Below are 17,072 nucleotides of genomic sequence, written 5' to 3'. Positions count from 1 at the left end.
GATTCGTTGTTCAGAAATGATTCGTACATGTAAGATCCTTTATTGGATTAGGAGGTTTGATTTCTTTTATGTAGGACATAAATAGAGATAAAACAATCTGAAATTTGGAGAAAACTTATGAAAAGCATTCGTCCTATTTTAATTCCCCGGCAATTAATCCTATTGCTCATCCTTTCAACCGGTTTATTAAATCATGTCATGCTTATACCAAGTATCCTGAATGCAGCCGGGAGAGATGGATGGATCAGTATTATATTAACCTATCCAATATTATTTATCGTCACGTTGTTAATCTATTACATAGTAAAGAATTCCCCCCAGGAAGGGTTCTATCACCTGCTTAGTCAAAAATGGAACAAATGGTTTGTTTTCCTATTCTCACTCCCAATGTGTTTATTTTTATTATCAAGTGCATATATAACCTTTGTTGATTTAATAATATGGTTAAGTGCATATTTCTTAGCAGACGTTCCATCATTATTAGTGGTAGGAAGCATCTTCCTTATCTGCTTCTTAATCAGTTGGTCAGGGATCAAACATATGGCCATCGCGAGTGGTATTTTATTGCCATTGGTTATGTTATTTGGATTTTTTATTGCTTTTACAAACACCAATATGAAAGATCCCAATCTTTTATTTCCAATTTTCAGTAATGGATATGAGCCTGTCTTTAAAGGGATGATTTATGTATTATCCGGTTTACTTGAATTATATTTGATTGTCTTAATACAGCCTTTTAGTGAAGGGAAAATTAAATTTCACCATTTAATCGTTCTCGGTCTAATTTTCATGGGCTTAATGTTTGGTCCATTAACCGCTTCCATCATGGAATTTGGTCATATAGAATCAGCGAATATGAGGTATCCAGCTTATGAACAATGGAGAATTTTATCCATTGGGGAATTTATTACTCATTTGGATTTCTTCGCTCTCTATCAGTGGTTATGTGGTGCCCTTATCAGGATTAGTTTATTCATGTTTCTGTTGGCCGTTTTTTTTACGAAAAAGAAGAATCGTTACCAAATATCACTGAAAGTGATGGTGCCAATTTTTTTAATATTGCTGGTACTTATTTTTATAGATGTTGATACGTATTTTTTTTATAAGTTCTTATATGAATACTTTTTTCCTGCAACCGTTGTCCTTTTTATCGTTCAAATAATTACGTCAGCAGTGATCCTCCGATTTATTAAGTAAAGGATGTTCAAAATGAAGAAGTCTTCGAAAGAAAAGCGGATTGAGGAAGAAAAAGTGGACACTTTGAAAGAGTTAAAGGAATTATTTTCAAAGAGTCATGATTTACTTATTCGAGAGCATTTTTTTCACGATGAGGTCGTCACCCTTGTATATTTTGAGAGTTTGGTCGATCGACATTACCTCGATCAATTCATTCTCCCAAAATTAGAAGAAGGTCCAGAAAAGTCCTATGCAAAAAAGATAGCGGGGAATTTCCAAGCTGTAGAAGAAACAGGGAAGTCCCTGGATATGCTCTCTACTGCTCTATTCAACGGGTATATTTTGTTTTTCATCGATGAAAAAATTATCTCTTTACATGCAGGAAACTTTCCTAAACGGCAGCCGGAAGAATCCTCGCTTGAAACATCCATCCGCGGGCCAAAAGATGGATTCGTTGAAGACTTAAATACAAATATATCTTTAATTAGGAGAAGACTTTTCACGCCAAGCCTTTCAGTGGAGAAATTCAAGATAGGTACCCGCGGTCATACAGAAATTGCCATCATGTACCTGAATGATGTAATTGATGAGCGTATTCTCAATGAGTTATATACAAGATTGAAAAAAGTGGATATAGATGTTCTAACCAGCAATCAACAGTTGGAATCAATGCTGGACGACAACCCTAATTCCATTTTCACTAATTTCGATTTCACAGGTCGCCCCGATTTTATCGTTGATTCATTGGTTCAGGGAAGATTTGCCCTCTTGGTGGATGGCTACCCTACAGTTTCCATTGCACCAATAAATCTCTTGTTACAAACGAAGTCACCAGAAGACTCAAGTATCAACTATGTATACGTATCTTTGGAAAGGATCCTGAGAGTAAGCGGGGTTTTGATTTCAGCTTATTTGCCAGGATTATGGGTTGCATTTTCCGCTTATAATATTGAACAAATTCCCTATCTGCTCGTGGCGACGATCTCGATTTCCAGGTTCGGCCTGCCACTTTCCGCTCCTGTTGAGATGTTTATCGTCCTATTCTTGTTTGAGTTTTTTAATGAGGCAGGTGTCCGTCTACCCAGGGCGATTGGTCAGACGGTTTCTGTGCTTGGTGGACTGATTGTAGGAGATGCCGCTATACGTGCCGGTTTGACATCCCCAACCATGCTGGTCATTGGAGCCATTACTTATATTTCGTCCTTTACACTCGTCAATCAAACGTTGAAGTATGGAACGACGGTATTAAGGTTCGTTGTATTGCTCATTAGCACGTTTTTTGGATTATTCGGTGTTGTTATGAGTTTTATTCTGACGGTCCTATATTTAGCGACAAAATCTTCCTTCGGTACTCCATTTCTTGGTACAGTAGCTCCCATCAGTTGGAATGAAGTCATTCGGTCATTTTTCCGCTTGCCTATTCAATTTTATAAAAACCGTACCCCTTCAACCAGTCCGGAAGACAGTACAAGGAAAGGAATCAATCAGCGTGATCAACAAGACAGTTAAACTCATTTTCATTTCTTTAATCCTTTTATTGACAGGATGTACCGGTTCAAAAAACATACAGGATCTAACGTATATCGTTTCGATCGGACTGGATTACAATGAAGATAATCAGGAATACACAGCATATCTTCAAGGTTTGAATTTTGCCAATGTAGCAAAACAGGAGGGAAGTAAGCCTACAGAACCTGTGCCTGCGTTCATTGGTTCTGCTTCTGGAAAAACACTGAATTTGGCTGTAAGACACCTATATAAAACAACTAGGCCATCATTATTCTTTGGACATACAAAAACTCTCGTACTTTCAAAAAATGTGTTGAAGTACAAATTTAAAGAGGTCTTGGAGGATGTGGGAAGAAATCGTTCATTGAGGCCAAATCTGCAGATATTTACAACTGATGAAAGCATTGAAGAAATTTTTAAGGTGAACGGCTTATTTAATTATCCTCCCGTGTATACTGTTTTGCTGACGGAAGAAACGATAGAGTCTTTACAAGATGATATCGGTGCTACAAGTTTAATGCATTTTTTAAGGGAATACTATGAACCGATGGGCACAGCGTTCATTCCAAATATTAGTATCGATAAAAAATCCTGGAAGGCAGATCAACCTTATCCTGTACTTTACTTGAACGGGTATAGTCTGTTTCAACAATCACAATTCAAAGGAGACCTTCCTTCTAAACCCTCAATCATCGTTGATTGGTTGCTTACCAAAAAAAATCAAATAGATTATCCATTATATATTGATGATGAATTGGTATCTACGTTTAAACTATTGACGAAGGAGCCAAAAATAAAATATAAGAAAGAACAAGGTGATTTTCCCTCCTTTTCACTTGAAGTCAGCGTGAAAGCAGAGCTTATTGAAAAATTACAGGAGGCTCAATATAAAGAAGTGAAAAGTACACTTGAAAAGTCTTTGGAAAATGAAATTGAAAAAGTGTACAACATTGGGTTGGACAAACAAGTGGATTTACTCAATGTAGGTGAAAAATGGTATAGATACCATCCACTAAAATTTAGCAAGCTTGAAGAACAGCCTTCATTTTATTTAACAGATAATTCATTGGACGAAGTGAAAGTAAAGGTGGATATCACTCATTTCAACGCCTATCGTTACGATCATAAAAGCTTGGAATAGGATTAATGCGGAAAAACACCAAAATAAATTGGTGTTTTTCCCATTTTCTCTTTCATTTTCCAGATCATTTGAATACCATGGAAATAGCAAGAATCAGAATGGAGGCATCATTGATGAAAATAAGTATTTACATATTATTATTGTTCGTTTCAGCCGTAGTTGCAATTGGATGGAGCTGGAAGAGACTGTTGGATTTCAATACCTATAAAAAACCATTCTTGGAGGGCGTCGCTCTACAGTTTCTATTTCTTCTTTTTGCATCGGTATGGTGGCTCATTACCGAGGATACTTCAGATGGGGTCATAGGAGTTTTCTATTATTTTCTGGCTTTCCTTACGATAATGGTCGTTCACGGCTTTACCCTGCACTATTTATTTTCTAAGAAAAAAATGCAGGAACGAAAAGAATGAATGTGATCGGGGTCGATGCTGGTGGAACGTTAACCAAGATCGTGTATGAGGAAAATGGCGGGCTGCATTATAAAACCTTTTCCAATGAGCAGCAAGAGAGTGTACTGCAGTGGCTTACAATCCTGTCCCATAATCATAAGCTTTATATAACGGGAGGAAAAGCAGAGAAGTGGAGAGAAACCTTTCCGCAAGCATGTATGGTTGGAGAATTCGAAGCGGTATGCATTGGAGCTAAACTTCTCCTTAAAGAGGAAAAAAGTGATGTGAAAAAGTTCACTCTCATAAATATAGGTACAGGGACTTCTATTTTTAAGGTTGATGAAACCGGATGTGAAAGATTGCTTGGTAGCGGGTTAGGTGGAGGAACCTTTATGGGGCTGGGAGGTTTACTAACAGGAGAATCTGACTATTACGAGCTGGTACGGTTATCAAAGGAAGGCAAACGAGAACTAGTTGATTTATCCGTGAGAGACGTCTATGAGGCAATGAATTCTCCGGTTCCTGAGCATTTGACAGCTGCTAATTTTGCTAAAGGGGATTCTTCTTCTATGAAAGCAGACAAACTGCGGGCGCTAACGAATATGATAGCTGAAACCATTATTCTGCTTGCATCTCAAGCTTCTAAAGTTCATACGTTAGAGCATTTCGTATTTATTGGAAGTACGTTGAAATCAAATCCTGCTTTAAAAGAAGACCTTGCACAATTTCAAGATATGTTATCCTACACCCCTATTTTTCCAGAGAAAGGTGCATACGCTGGCAGTCTTGGAGCGTTTGTTGTTGGAAGGGAAGCAGAGCATTCACAAAATAGACAATGAATAATGCTTCTGCTGATTGTTTTTTTATCCCCTTTTTACTAACATAGAGTGGGAGAGATAGATAAAGTCGGAGGAGATAAAGATGTCAAAAACCAAACCATTCCTAGTGGTGATGACCATCATCGGTATTCTCCTTGCAGGTTGCAGTAATAGTAACTTTCAAGCAGAAACAGATTATGAAGTGAAAGAATTTTCTTATACGAATCAAAATAATCAAGAAGTCGGTTTGAAGGATTTAAAAGGACAAGTATGGATAGCAGATTTCATATTCACTAATTGTGAAACTGTTTGTCCACCCATGACATTTAATTTATCGAAGCTTCAAGAAAAGCTGAAAGAAGAAGGGGTAGAGGATTACAAAATCGTTTCTTTCAGTGTAGATCCAGAAAATGATACACCGGACGCATTAAAAGAGTATATTTCAAACTTTGAAGCAGACACGAGTAAATGGGAACTGCTTACAGGCTACGAATTTAACGAGGTAAAGGACCTTGCGGAACATTCCTTCCGCTCGATTGTAGCCGACGATCCTAATTCTGATCAGATGATTCATGGTACCAGCTTCTACTTGGTGAATCAAAAAGGGAAAGTCGTAAAGACGTATAGTGGCAATAGTGACGTCCCTTACGATGAAATTGTCGGAGATATGAAAATACTGATTGAAGAGGGATCTGAATAAAATTTATAGGAGGGAGAATCACAGAATGTCAGGTGATTCTCCTTTTTACTAATGAAAATTTATTCCAAAATCAGGGTTTCAAGGATTATAATGATAAAAAGGAAGCTGCTATGTCGGGGGAATATAGTATGGCAGGGTTTAGACCTAATGGAACGTTGTAGCAGGATTATGATAAAGTAAAAGAATCGCAACTAAATTAATAGGCAGCAGGTGAAGAAACATTCGAAACTCAAAAGGTATGATGATGATTGATATAGCCATAACGCTATTTATATTGATATGGGTATTGAAATCTTTTTCAGATGGAGATGTATGGAAGGGAATCTTATTCTCCATTTGTTTTGCCATAATGGCCGGCGTCCTATTTTTCCGGTTCAAAAAGAAAAGATAGAAAGAGGGTGAGGGGATGAGGAAACAATATTATACCATTGGAATGGCCGGGCATATTGATCATGGAAAAACCACCCTCACAAAGGCCCTTACTTCTGTCGATACTGATCGATTAATTGAGGAAAAGGAGCGCAGCATCTCGATTGAACCCGGGTTTGCCCCATTATATAATGATGCAGATATGGAGATTTCTGTAGTGGATGTTCCTGGTCATGAGCGGTTTATTCGACAAATGATCGCAGGTGTGGCAGGGATTGATCTCGTTGTGTTAGTGGTGGCAGCAGACGAAGGGGTGATGCCGCAAACGAAGGAACATCTTGATATACTGGCGCTACTAGGAATCACTCAAGGCATTGTCGTGCTGACGAAAATATCGAAAGTTGAAGAAGAACTAAGGGATTTGGCTCTTGAAGAAGTGATAGATGAGTTGAAGGGAACAGTATTTGAAGGTGCTCATATCTTGATGGCAGATAGTCTATCAGGAGAGGGTGTCGAAGAATTAAAACAGAAAGTCATTACTACATTGAAGGGCATGGTTTCAAGAAATGTCAGTGGCGATTTTCGTTTGCCGATTGATCAAGTTTTTACTGTAAAGGGTCAGGGAACTGTCGTAAGAGGGACTGTATTTGAAGGAACATTGGAAACTGGAGAGGAAATAATCATATTACCTCAAGGAATACATACGAAAGCGAAACAAATTCAAGCCCACCATAGGAAAGAGAGTCGTGCTTTTGCCGGTCAGCGTGCTGCGATAAACATTTCTGGAGTGGATTACAAAGAATTGAAAAGAGGAAATGTACTCGTCACATCCACACATTTTACCGTAACCGACACGATTGATGTGTGCCTGGGAGTATTACATACTGTAAGCCATCCTATAAAACAAAGAATGCCAGTTGTTGTACATGTAGGAACTTCAGAAGTGATGGGGAAGCTCGTATTTTTTGATCGAAATAAAGTCGATCCGGCAACAAACGATATTCTATGTCAAATCCGGCTTGATGAATCGATTGTTGCCAAAAGAGGCGATCGTTTTATTCTAAGAAGACCCTCTCCAATGGAAACGATCGGAGGAGGGTGGATTATTCAGCCGAATGGTGGGAAATACAAATTCGGAGAGGAAACGATGGTCCTTCTTCAGTCTGAACGGCACGGTACACCTCAGGAAAGAATTCTAAGGCTGGTTGAACAATACAAATGTGTGGATGAAGATTTCATCGTTAGAGAAGCATCTATCACTCATACAGACCTGCGTGATATGCTGCAGGGTGATGATCAATGGATTGTATTTTCACATTCCAATGTTACGCATTTGAAAATAGTGGATGAATGCGTGAATTCGATCGATCAGATTCTTCGAGAATTCCATGAGAAGTTTCCTTTATTACAAGGAATCAATATTGGTGAGTTGAAGCAATCTTTAAAAAGGTACTCAGGAGCTTTAGTGGATTATTCGATTGAGCAAAAACATTGGAAACGAAACAGTGGTTTTCTTTGTTTAGAGGATTTCATTCCTCATTTACCTCCTGAATGGGAGAAACGATGCAATCAGCTCATTACCTTAATAGAGGCTGATGATACACAAGTAAAAGACATGGAAGAGTATTTTCATCAAGTAGGTATACCTAAAAAATGGCAGTCTGATTTTTATCGTTTTTTTATCCAGGAAAAGAAAATCATTCCATTGGATGATAAAAAATCCTATTCCTATCAAGTTTTTATGAAAACTGTTGAAGAATTAATAGAAAAAACCGGTGAAAGATTCGATATTGCAGATGCCAAATCCGCTCTAGGATTATCCAGAAAATACTTGATCCCCTTTTTAGAAAAGCTGGATAAAGATGGTCTGACCTTAAGAGGCGAGGGTATTCGTAAATGGATTGGAACTAGTATAAAGGGATGAGGAATGAATGAAGTTAGAAACAGTGATGTATTCTTTAGTAATGATACAACGAGGGGACAAAGTGCTATTATTAAATAGGCCTGAGAAGAAAGACTATCCTGGTTACATTGCACCGGGAGGTAAAATTGACTTCCCTGAAAGTCCTGCAGCAGGTGCAATGCGAGAGGTAAGAGAAGAGACAGGTTTACAGGTAGAAAAATTAAGGTATAAAGGGTTAGATGAATACGTTGTACCAGAAAAGGGATTTCGATATATCGTGTATAATTACCTTGCCTATGAAACCACCGGTGAGCTCCTCGAAAACCCTCCTGAAGGGGAATTGGTTTGGGTCTCAAAGGCAGAAGCCATAGGTTTACCGATGCAGCCTTTTTTCAAACGGAAATTCCCTTTGTTTTTCGAGGAAGGAACTTTTGAAATCCACACCTCCTGGAATGGAATGGACAAAGAGACTGCTGAGGTGACGATTCGCCAATTGTCATAATGCTTCTCTTTCAAACATATATCATCGTAAATTAACTAAATCTTCGTTGTAACTTAGAGGAAAGTAGGAAAAGGAATCATGAAGGAATTATGGAGCGCATTTGGTTGGGTTCTTCCAATTATAATGGTTGTGACGATTTCCCTTATCTTTGCGGTCTCCTTTTGGAAGAGAAGAAAGGGTAAGGGCAGATGGATGAATTTACTGCCTGTTCTGTTTACGTGTATAACGATTGGAGCGATCTGTTTAATCACAATGACCCCATTGACGGGTGAAAATGTTTCAGAGGGATCCGTGAATTTTGATCCATTTTCTAATTTGAAGTTGAATCTGATTTACCGGAATCATTTAGATGTACCCATTCGAAACTTGATGGCCAATATCTTATTGTTTATTCCATTAACCTTTTTTATTGCTTGGTGGATGAGACAGTCGAAACAGATTATTCTGATGGTGACATTTATCGGAGCACTTTTCTCCTTTGGTATTGAGTTTGCGCAATACTATCTACCATTAGGAAGAGCAACCGATATTGATGATTGGATAATGAATACATTGGGTTCATTTATTGGAGGCCTTCTTTTTGTGTTCGCACGCTTAATCTATAATCTATTGAGAATCAACAAGAAAATAAACTGAGAGTGTTAACGTTATGTTAATGCTCTTTTTTTTCGGTACATATTAAAAAGTGCACAAAAGGTGACTGAAACTAAGATATATTTTGAATGGAAATGAATAGTCCTTCTCCTTAAACAAAAGCTAACACTATATAAAAAGGAGGTGAGTTCTCTTGCTGAAAAAAGGATTTAAAGCAATCCTTATCACAGCTGCTTGCATCGTGATTTTGTTCCTCATCATGCACTGGGATGTAAAAAAAGGTGTGAAAAACTATGCGAGAACTCACCCCATAACGGAAACTCAATCTCATAAAGCTGCAATCGACGTCTACAATACCGGGAAGGACTTGTATGAAAAGTTGTTTGAGGATATTCAAACAGCAGATGAGCTTGTTTGGATTCATTTTTTCATTATCAGGGACGATCAGATTTCCAACGAGTTTTTTGATTTGCTGATTGAAAAGGCTAAGGAAGGGGTGGATGTTCGATTGTCTGTCGACTTCCTCGGTTCAGATATTAAGAAGGAAAGTATAAAGAGGATGGAAAAAAAAGGAGTGAAGATTGTTAAAAGCAGGCCTCTATCCCTGAAGAATTTCTTCTATTCCCTTCATCATCGGAATCATCGCAGGCTCATTTCCATTGATCAAAGAATTACCTATATTGGAGGATTCAATATGGGGGATGAATATTTAGGAAAAGACCCGAAGCTTGGCTACTGGAGGGACTATCATATACGGTTGGAAGGTGAGGCAGGAACTGAGGTGGCCCAGCAGTTTAAAAGGGACTGGATCGAGGATGGGGCAGATAGTATGGAGAGCGCACATCCTACTCGTACTTCAAATGAAAATGAGGGGAGCAGCGTTCAATTCTTGTTCTCAACAGGAGACAGTATTGTAGATAAGACTGTAAGCTGGATTAACAGTTCGGAAGAGAGTGTCACAATTACAACACCATATTTTTTGCCAAATAGGAAACTAATATCAGCTTTAAAGAAAGCAGTGAAGCGTGGGGTAAAAGTGAAGATCCTCGTCCCGGACGATACAGATGCATGGTTCACGAAGCCTCCAAGTTATAGAATAGAGAAAACTTTGTTAGAGAGCGGAGTAGATTTCTATTTGTATGAAAAAGGGTTTTTCCATGGTAAAGTGCTGGTCATTGATCATAAATGGGCTGATATTGGTACAGCCAATTGGGATCCGCGGAGCTTCTATTTAAATGATGAAAGCAACTGCATCATTCGGGATGCAAAAGTTGCCGGGGAATTAGAATCACTTATCTATAAAGACATTAGTGATAGTGAAAAACTGACAATGAAGGCTTTTAATGAACTCCCAGCCTGGGAAAAAGCGCTCCGTAAAACGCCTGAATGGGTATATTATTATTTCTAAGAATAAATAATTTTTATTGAATAAGAAAATATGGTAAAGTGATTTCATATCTTGTAAAGAAAACACCTTACTGAAGAAAGGGATTGTCCATGAGCGAGCTCTTGTTTGTATCTTTGTTTATTCTTTCGTTATTGGCATTTAAGTTTTTTAACGTGTTAAAGAAGAAACATGTGTCTAAGTCTCACAAGTCTGTAGCAGTTAGTATCGTGATCTTTTCTGTTATCGGCATGATGTTGACGGTCCTCTTTTATCTTCCAAATGCATCTTAAAGAAAGCAACGTCCATATACTGATTTAAGATATAAGAGTAAACACACGGGAGAAAGGTTCTTGTGTGTTTTTTTGTTGAAAAAGTATTGGTGGTGCCTAATGGACAGCTATACTCAGTAAGAAATCGTTCGTCTAAACGCAGCTGCTTTCTTTCGGCTGTGAATTTGATATGATAAGAGAAGGTTTATTTGATGTAAGCAAGATAGTGACTTAAGTATAAATCGTCGAACATATTAATGTACGAAAGGCAATAAAGGAGAATATAGATGAAAGCTGCAATGATTTTTGACATGGATGGAACGTTGTTTCAAACGGATCGTATTCTTGAAGCTTCACTTCATGATACCTTTCAACTACTTAGAGATGAAGGAATGTGGAAAGGGGATACACCTCTTGAAATATACAGAGAAATAATGGGTGTCCCTCTTTCTGTCGTCTGGAAAACCCTTTTACCTCATCATTCCTTACATGAACATGGTAAAGTGAATGATGTATTTCATGAAAAACTGATTGATCATATTCAGAAAGGAAATGGGGCTCTCTATCCACATACGGAGGAACTATTAACGTATTTATCAGGGAGAGGGTTTTCAATCTTTGTGGCAAGCAATGGATATCCTCAGTATTTAAAGACGATCGTGGAGTACTTTCGTTTGGATCAATGGATCATGGACTGCTACAGCATTCAGGAAATACATTCAGATGACAAAGGGGAGTTGATTCGAAAAATCAAAGAGGATCATAATCTGACACATGGGGTTGTGATTGGAGATAGATTGTCTGACTTTAAAGGAGCAGAGGCAAATCACTTTCTTTCGATAGGTTGTGCCTTTGACTTTTCTCAGGAAAATGAATTAAGTGAAGCGGATATTGTGGTTGAAAATCTCTTGGAGGTTAAAGAGTATTTGGAGGAAATGAAATAAAGGAGGGATCCGGGTGGAGGATGAACAACTTGCCGTCTTTGATGAATACGGTAATAGAATTGGAGTAGCCAGTCGTTCCGAGGTGCATACAAATGGATATTGGCATGAAACCTTTCATTGCTGGCTTGCGCATTTTGATGAAAGTAGTGGAGAGACCATTATTTATTTCCAGCTGAGAAGTGATGAGAAAAAGGATTTCCCCCGCTTACTTGATATTACCGCTGCTGGACATATACTGTCACAGGAGAATATTGAAGACGGTGTGAGAGAAGTTCATGAAGAACTTGGACTTCTTATTACGATAGAAGAACTGCAACCATTAGGAATAGTAAAAGGTCAGTTAATTCAACGGAATATGATCGATCGGGAGCTGACTCACGTTTTCCTTTATTCCAAGTCGGTTGCAGATGACGAGTTTCACCTTCAGTTAGAAGAAGTGTCCGGTATTTTTCATTGTACTCTTAAAGATTTTAAGGCTCTCGTTCAACAAACGAAAGAGGAAATCGATATAGAAGGATTTCTTGTTAATGAAAAGGGGGAAAAGGACTTCATTAAGCAAAGGGTGAGTTACCATCACTTTGTCCCACATGGAAGGTCCTATCTTCTTGAAATTATTAAGCGCATCTCGGCTCATCTTTAGAAATTAATTCGTACTTCCCATAGTCAATATGGATAATAAAGGCTATTATAGTAATCTAGTACATACATAATGTGATAAGAGAGTAGGAGGACACAATTGAACGGCACAGCACATATGGCAATTGGAGCAGCAACAGGATTTATTGTGGCCAACTCATTTGGATCTGGTCCTGACATAACGACCGCACTTGTGGCAATAGGCGGGATATCCGGACTCATGCCTGATATGGATATTGACGGAAAGCTTAGTAACAAGGTTACTTTTTCACCTAAGATGATCAGAGCAGTAGCACAAATCATTGGGTTTTTAATGATGGTATACAGCTATCTGGAAGGAATCGGGAAAGAACGATGGCTAGGTATTGGATATGGTGCAGGTATGATGATTCTCTCAAGTTTCATTACCCAGAGAAGAATGCTGATGATTACGGGCATCGGTGTGACAGCATGCGGTTGGCAGTTGAATGAAACATGGTTATGGTTGTTAGGTATCTATATTTTCATTGCCTCATTCGTTTCACATCGAAGTTATACTCACTCTGTCCTTGGAATCGTATATTATGGCGTGATTGCACATTATCTAGAGTCATCTTTAATGATTGATGGGGTATTTGAAGCATGTGTAATCGGATATGCCAGTCATCTGATCGCTGATATGAAATTTCTTCCATTCAATAAGAGAGGCATAAAGCTTTTCCTTCCTCTTTCATCCAAAGAAATCTAATATGTGTTTACATCCACTTGACCATTATTTCCCCATACATTAAAATAATGGAAACACATTAAATAGGTAAATGCGATGAGGAAGAAGAGTAGACGAACGAAACATTTCAGAGAGCTGATGGCTGGTGAGAATCAGTATGGTGAAATCGTTGAATGGGCTTTTGAGCATCCAGGCTGAAAATAAGTAGGTTATGGCGGAAGGTCTCACCGATAAAAGAGACGATGTATCGAAGGCGACTTCTGTACAGATGAGTGCGTTTACTAAAGTGTAAGCGAATGAAGGTGGCACCACGGGTTTCCCGTCCTTTTTTAGAGGATGAGAAGCCCTTTTTGTGTTTGTTTTTATTATTTTTCAGTGGAGGGAATTGATATGAAAAGACAAGTTCTGACTGGTATTAAACCAACAGGCCGTATTCATTTGGGGAATTATATTGGTGCAATCAAACCGGCATTACAATTGGCTGAGAACCGATCCTACAACACAGCTTATTTTGTTGCGGATTATCATGGGTTAACGAAGATACATGATAAGCATGAAATGAAAGAACTATCTTATGGAGTGGCAGCAGCTTGGTTAGCATTAGGTTTGAATCCCGATCGAGCGATCTTTTATCGTCAATCTGATGTACCTGAAATCTTTGAATTGAGTTGGATTCTGTCTTGTTTTGCACCGAAAGGATTAATGAATCGCGCCCACGCATATAAATCATTAGTTGAAGAAAATAAAGAAAGCGGCAAAGATGTCGATGCTGGAGTCAATATGGGATTATTCACCTATCCAATTTTAATGGCAGCTGATATCCTCCTTTTTCAAACCGAGAAGGTACCTGTCGGAAAAGATCAGATACAGCATGTTGAAATTGCCCGAGACATAGCTGAAAGCTTTAACAAACAATATGGAGATATTTTTGTCATCCCTGAATATGTCATCCACGAAGAAACGGCTGTTCTTCCGGGTCTAGACGGACGTAAAATGATTAAAAGTTATAACAACACCATTCCATTATTTGAAGAACCAAAAAAGCTTCAAAAATTAATTAATAAAATCAAAACAGATTCATCACCCCCTGAAGAGTCCAAGGATCCTGACTCCTCCGTCATTTTTGCGCTATATAAAGAATTTGCAACTTTAAATCAAGGTGAAGAAATGAGAAGGAGATTTCAAGAAGGAATAGGGTGGGGAGAAGCGAAAAAAGAGTTATTCCAAGTAATGAACTCTTTTATCGAAGAACCGAGATCGAAATATGAAGAACTGATGGCGAGTCCCCATATGCTGGATGCGATCTTACTAAATGGAGCAAAAAAAGCACGGGAAAAAACAATCCCATTTATGAAAGAGATTAAAAGGAAAATAGGAATTTATCATTGAAATAGAAAAAATAAGGAATCGCAATGATCATTTTGTTTTTCAGATAATTCATAATTCTCATTGACATTTCTTCTTCTTTGTTATAAGTTATGGGAAAGTTATTTTTCACAAAATCATATAGTTTCTTATCAAGAGAGGTAGAGGGACTGGCCCGAAGACACCTCAGCAACCAGCCGCGAGTTTTGGTATGGTGCTAATTCCAGCAAGTTGATGTCAACTTGGACGATAAGAGGGAGAACGAACGTACAAAACCTTCTTATTTTCATTAAGAAGGTTTTTTTGTTTTTTCCCTTTTCGTATTCAAGATAGAAAAGGAGAGAAGAATGGTGAAAAAACATATTGATACAATGCTTGTCCAGGCAGGAAATCGGAAAGATCCTGCAACGGGTGCTGTGAGCTTGCCCATTCATTTATCTACTGCCTATGAACATAAGGGCATTGGGCAATCGACAGGCTATGATTACAGTAGAACAGGAAATCCAACCCGCGCCACCTTGGAAGATATCCTCACTCAATTGGAGGAAGGGCACAGAGGGTTTGCCTTCAGCTCGGGGATGGCGGCCATTCAGGCAATCCTCAGCTTATTTTCCAGCGGGGACGAATTGATTGTTTCGAAAGACCTATATGGAGGGAGCTACCGTTTATTCGCACAGTATGAAGCACAATATAGGATCAAATTTCATTTCGTCGATACAAGTGATGCCGGCTCCATAGAAGGTCAAATTTGTAAGAGAACGAAGGCCATCTTCCTTGAAACACCAACCAATCCATTAATGAATGAAGCAAGTATTTCTGAGGTTGCTGTGCTCGCTAAGGATAACGGATTGCTTTTAATTGTAGACAATACCTTCTACACACCTATTCTGCAGAAGCCACTAACTGAAGGAGCAGACATTGTTATTCACAGCGCCACGAAATACTTAGGGGGACATAATGACGTGCTGGCAGGTGTTGTGATTGTAAACACAGAGGAGTTGGCGGATAAAATCTATACCATTCAAAATTCAATCGGTGCGGTTCTCGCCCCTTTTGATTGTTGGCTCTTATTAAGAGGAATGAAAACCCTTAGTCTCAGAATGGCCCAGCACGAAAAAAATGCAAGAGAATTAGCGGAGTATCTTGATTCGCATGAATGTGTAACAGACGTTTTATATCCTGGAAAAGGAGGCATGCTCTCTTTTCGTATCGCAAAGGAAGAATGGGTTTCTCCTTTTCTCCAACACTTAAAAGTTATTACGTTTGCTGAAAGTTTAGGAGGGGTCGAAAGCTTTATCACTTATCCCGCTACCCAAACACATGCAGACATTCCTGAAGAAGAAAGAAATAGATTGGGTATCTGCAACAGACTCCTGCGGTTCTCTGTAGGAATTGAATTTATTGCTGACCTGATTGAAGACCTGGAGAATGTTTTTCAACAATTGGAAAAAGAGGTGCTTACGTATGAGTAAAAAACCATTTTCACTTCAGACGTCACTCATCCATTCTCACGGATATGATAAAGAAACAGGAGCGGTCTCTACACCCCTACATCATGCTACAACCTTTCATCAACAGGATTTTGATCAATATGGAACGTATGACTATAGCCGTTCGGGAAATCCGACAAGGGAGACGGTTGAAGAAACGATTGCGGAAATGGAAGGTGGAGTAAGAGGCTTTGCCTTTTCATCTGGGATGGCGGCAATCTCCACAAGCTTCTTATTATTGTCGAGTGGAGATCATGTACTCGTATCAGAAGAAGTGTACGGTGGGACATACAGAATGATTACCGAGGTCCTCACTAAATTCGGCATTGAATATTCGTTTGTAAACATGAAGGATTTACATGAAGTGGCTTGTTCAATCAAGCACAATACGAAAGTGATTTATATGGAGACACCGTCCAATCCGCTTCTGAATATCACCGATATTGAAGGAGTTGTAAAGCTTGCCAAGGCTAATGGATGTTTAACTTTTCTTGATAATACATTCATGACTCCCCTGCTGCAAAGACCGATCAGCCTTGGTGTGGATGTTGTACTACACAGTGCAACGAAGTTCCTTGCAGGACATAGTGATGTTTTGGCAGGACTTGCCGTAACGGGAAATGAAGAGATTGCCGGTAAACTAGCTTTCTTACAGAATTCGTTTGGTGCTGTCCTGGGTGTTCAGGATTGTTGGCTGCTCTTAAGAGGAATGAAAACACTGCACGTACGATTGAAGGAGTCATCAGAATCGGCATATAAGATTGCGGCTTTCTTAGAAAAGAGAAAAGAAGTAGAAGAAGTGTATTACCCTGGATTGAGCTATCATCCCGGTCGTGAAATCCAAGTTCGCCAAGCAGAGGGTCCTGGGGCGGTTCTTTCCTTCCGGTTAAAAGGGGCAGAGGAAGTGAAGCAACTCATTCAAAATGTAAACATTCCCGTATTCGCGGTCAGTTTAGGAGCTGTTGAATCAATTCTATCCTATCCATCAAGGATGTCACATGCTTCCATGCCAAAAGCAGAACGGGAAAAAAGAGGGATTACAGATGGTTTATTACGATTATCAGTAGGACTTGAAAACGTGGATGAATTAATTATCGATCTTCAAAAAGGGTTAGATAGTATACAAAAGATCAATCGAAAAAACGTGATAAATTTATAAAAAAGGAGGGAATGT

At 38.8% G+C, this 17,072-nt stretch carries 18 protein-coding genes, 1 riboswitch and 1 other annotated feature; of the genes, 17 read left to right on the top strand and 1 reads right to left on the bottom strand.

Annotated elements, in window-relative coordinates; translation table 11 throughout:
* The first annotated feature begins 117 nt into the window (after window positions 1-117).
* The 6 genes from ACXAF2_RS17635 to ACXAF2_RS17610 all read left to right on the top strand — a co-directional run bounded on the left by ACXAF2_RS17635 (window position 118) and on the right by ACXAF2_RS17610 (window position 5,733).
* Window positions 118-1,197 carry an endospore germination permease gene (locus ACXAF2_RS17635; RefSeq protein WP_475140642.1) on the top strand — a complete coding sequence of 360 codons (1,080 nt, stop codon included), beginning with the start codon at window positions 118-120 and terminating at the stop codon, window positions 1,195-1,197.
* Between the two features lie 12 nt (window positions 1,198-1,209).
* Window positions 1,210-2,685 carry a spore germination protein gene (locus tag ACXAF2_RS17630; RefSeq protein WP_475140640.1) on the top strand — a complete coding sequence of 492 codons (1,476 nt, stop codon included), beginning with the start codon at window positions 1,210-1,212 and terminating at the stop codon, window positions 2,683-2,685.
* A complete protein-coding gene (locus ACXAF2_RS17625; protein ID WP_475140638.1) occupies window positions 2,666-3,826 on the top strand; it encodes a Ger(x)C family spore germination protein in 1,161 nt (386 codons plus the stop codon). Before ACXAF2_RS17630 ends, ACXAF2_RS17625 begins: the two co-directional genes overlap by 20 nt.
* Window positions 3,827-3,939: 113 nt before the next feature.
* Window positions 3,940-4,236: a hypothetical protein gene (locus tag ACXAF2_RS17620; RefSeq protein ID WP_475140636.1), complete on the top strand. Its 297-nt coding sequence runs from the start codon at window positions 3,940-3,942 to the stop codon at window positions 4,234-4,236.
* Window positions 4,233-5,054, top strand: coding sequence for a type II pantothenate kinase (coaW, locus tag ACXAF2_RS17615; protein WP_475140634.1), 822 nt, complete (start codon window positions 4,233-4,235; stop codon window positions 5,052-5,054). Before ACXAF2_RS17620 ends, coaW begins: the two co-directional genes overlap by 4 nt.
* An 82-nt stretch (window positions 5,055-5,136) precedes the next feature.
* Window positions 5,137-5,733: an SCO family protein gene (locus tag ACXAF2_RS17610; RefSeq protein WP_475140632.1), complete on the top strand. Its 597-nt coding sequence runs from the start codon at window positions 5,137-5,139 to the stop codon at window positions 5,731-5,733.
* A 144-nt stretch (window positions 5,734-5,877) separates the two neighbouring features.
* On the opposite strand, the gene ACXAF2_RS17605 is transcribed toward ACXAF2_RS17610, so the two are convergent.
* Window positions 5,878-6,081, bottom strand: a complete 204-nt coding sequence (locus ACXAF2_RS17605; protein ID WP_475140630.1) for a hypothetical protein — start codon at window positions 6,079-6,081, stop codon at window positions 5,878-5,880.
* A 58-nt stretch (window positions 6,082-6,139) separates the two neighbouring features.
* Between ACXAF2_RS17605 and selB the strand changes: the two genes are divergently transcribed.
* The 11 genes from selB to metC all read left to right on the top strand — a co-directional run bounded on the left by selB (window position 6,140) and on the right by metC (window position 17,057).
* Entirely contained in the window at window positions 6,140-8,026 is a 1,887-nt protein-coding gene (selB, locus tag ACXAF2_RS17600) for a selenocysteine-specific translation elongation factor (RefSeq protein ID WP_475140628.1), read from the top strand.
* A gap of 7 nt (window positions 8,027-8,033) precedes the next feature.
* Window positions 8,034-8,507, top strand: a complete 474-nt coding sequence (locus ACXAF2_RS17595; RefSeq protein WP_475140626.1) for an NUDIX domain-containing protein — start codon at window positions 8,034-8,036, stop codon at window positions 8,505-8,507.
* A 78-nt stretch (window positions 8,508-8,585) separates the two neighbouring features.
* The gene (locus tag ACXAF2_RS17590; RefSeq protein ID WP_475140624.1) at window positions 8,586-9,143 is read left to right on the top strand and encodes a VanZ family protein; all 558 of its coding nucleotides are present in this window, start codon (window positions 8,586-8,588) and stop codon (window positions 9,141-9,143) included.
* Window positions 9,144-9,294: 151 nt separating this feature from the next.
* Window positions 9,295-10,509 carry a cardiolipin synthase gene (cls, locus tag ACXAF2_RS17585; RefSeq protein WP_475140621.1) on the top strand — a complete coding sequence of 405 codons (1,215 nt, stop codon included), beginning with the start codon at window positions 9,295-9,297 and terminating at the stop codon, window positions 10,507-10,509.
* Window positions 10,510-10,598: 89 nt separating this feature from the next.
* Window positions 10,599-10,778, top strand: coding sequence for a hypothetical protein (locus ACXAF2_RS17580; RefSeq protein ID WP_044337264.1), 180 nt, complete (start codon window positions 10,599-10,601; stop codon window positions 10,776-10,778).
* Window positions 10,779-11,044: 266 nt separating this feature from the next.
* A complete protein-coding gene (locus ACXAF2_RS17575; protein WP_475140618.1) occupies window positions 11,045-11,701 on the top strand; it encodes an HAD hydrolase-like protein in 657 nt (218 codons plus the stop codon).
* A 13-nt stretch (window positions 11,702-11,714) separates the two neighbouring features.
* The gene (locus ACXAF2_RS17570) at window positions 11,715-12,341 is read left to right on the top strand and encodes an NUDIX hydrolase (RefSeq protein ID WP_475140616.1); all 627 of its coding nucleotides are present in this window, start codon (window positions 11,715-11,717) and stop codon (window positions 12,339-12,341) included.
* A 96-nt stretch (window positions 12,342-12,437) separates the two neighbouring features.
* On the top strand, window positions 12,438-13,064 hold the full coding sequence (locus ACXAF2_RS17565; protein ID WP_475140614.1) for a metal-dependent hydrolase: 627 nt from the start codon (window positions 12,438-12,440) through the stop codon (window positions 13,062-13,064).
* Between the two features lie 66 nt (window positions 13,065-13,130).
* Window positions 13,131-13,373: a binding site (T-box leader), on the top strand.
* A gap of 60 nt (window positions 13,374-13,433) precedes the next feature.
* On the top strand, window positions 13,434-14,432 hold the full coding sequence (locus tag ACXAF2_RS17560) for a tryptophan--tRNA ligase (RefSeq protein ID WP_475140612.1): 999 nt from the start codon (window positions 13,434-13,436) through the stop codon (window positions 14,430-14,432).
* Between the two features lie 122 nt (window positions 14,433-14,554).
* A riboswitch (SAM riboswitch) is annotated at window positions 14,555-14,664 on the top strand.
* Window positions 14,665-14,755: 91 nt separating this feature from the next.
* Complete coding sequence (locus ACXAF2_RS17555; protein WP_475140610.1) at window positions 14,756-15,880, top strand: methionine biosynthesis PLP-dependent protein; 1,125 nt, start codon at window positions 14,756-14,758, stop codon at window positions 15,878-15,880.
* Complete coding sequence (metC, locus tag ACXAF2_RS17550) at window positions 15,873-17,057, top strand: cystathionine beta-lyase (protein ID WP_475140608.1); 1,185 nt, start codon at window positions 15,873-15,875, stop codon at window positions 17,055-17,057. Before ACXAF2_RS17555 ends, metC begins: the two co-directional genes overlap by 8 nt.
* Window positions 17,058-17,072 lie beyond the last annotated feature (15 nt).

The organism is Rossellomorea sp. ABR4_004, from assembly GCF_056159585.1.
This window is presented reverse-complemented; position numbering and strand designations above follow the sequence as displayed.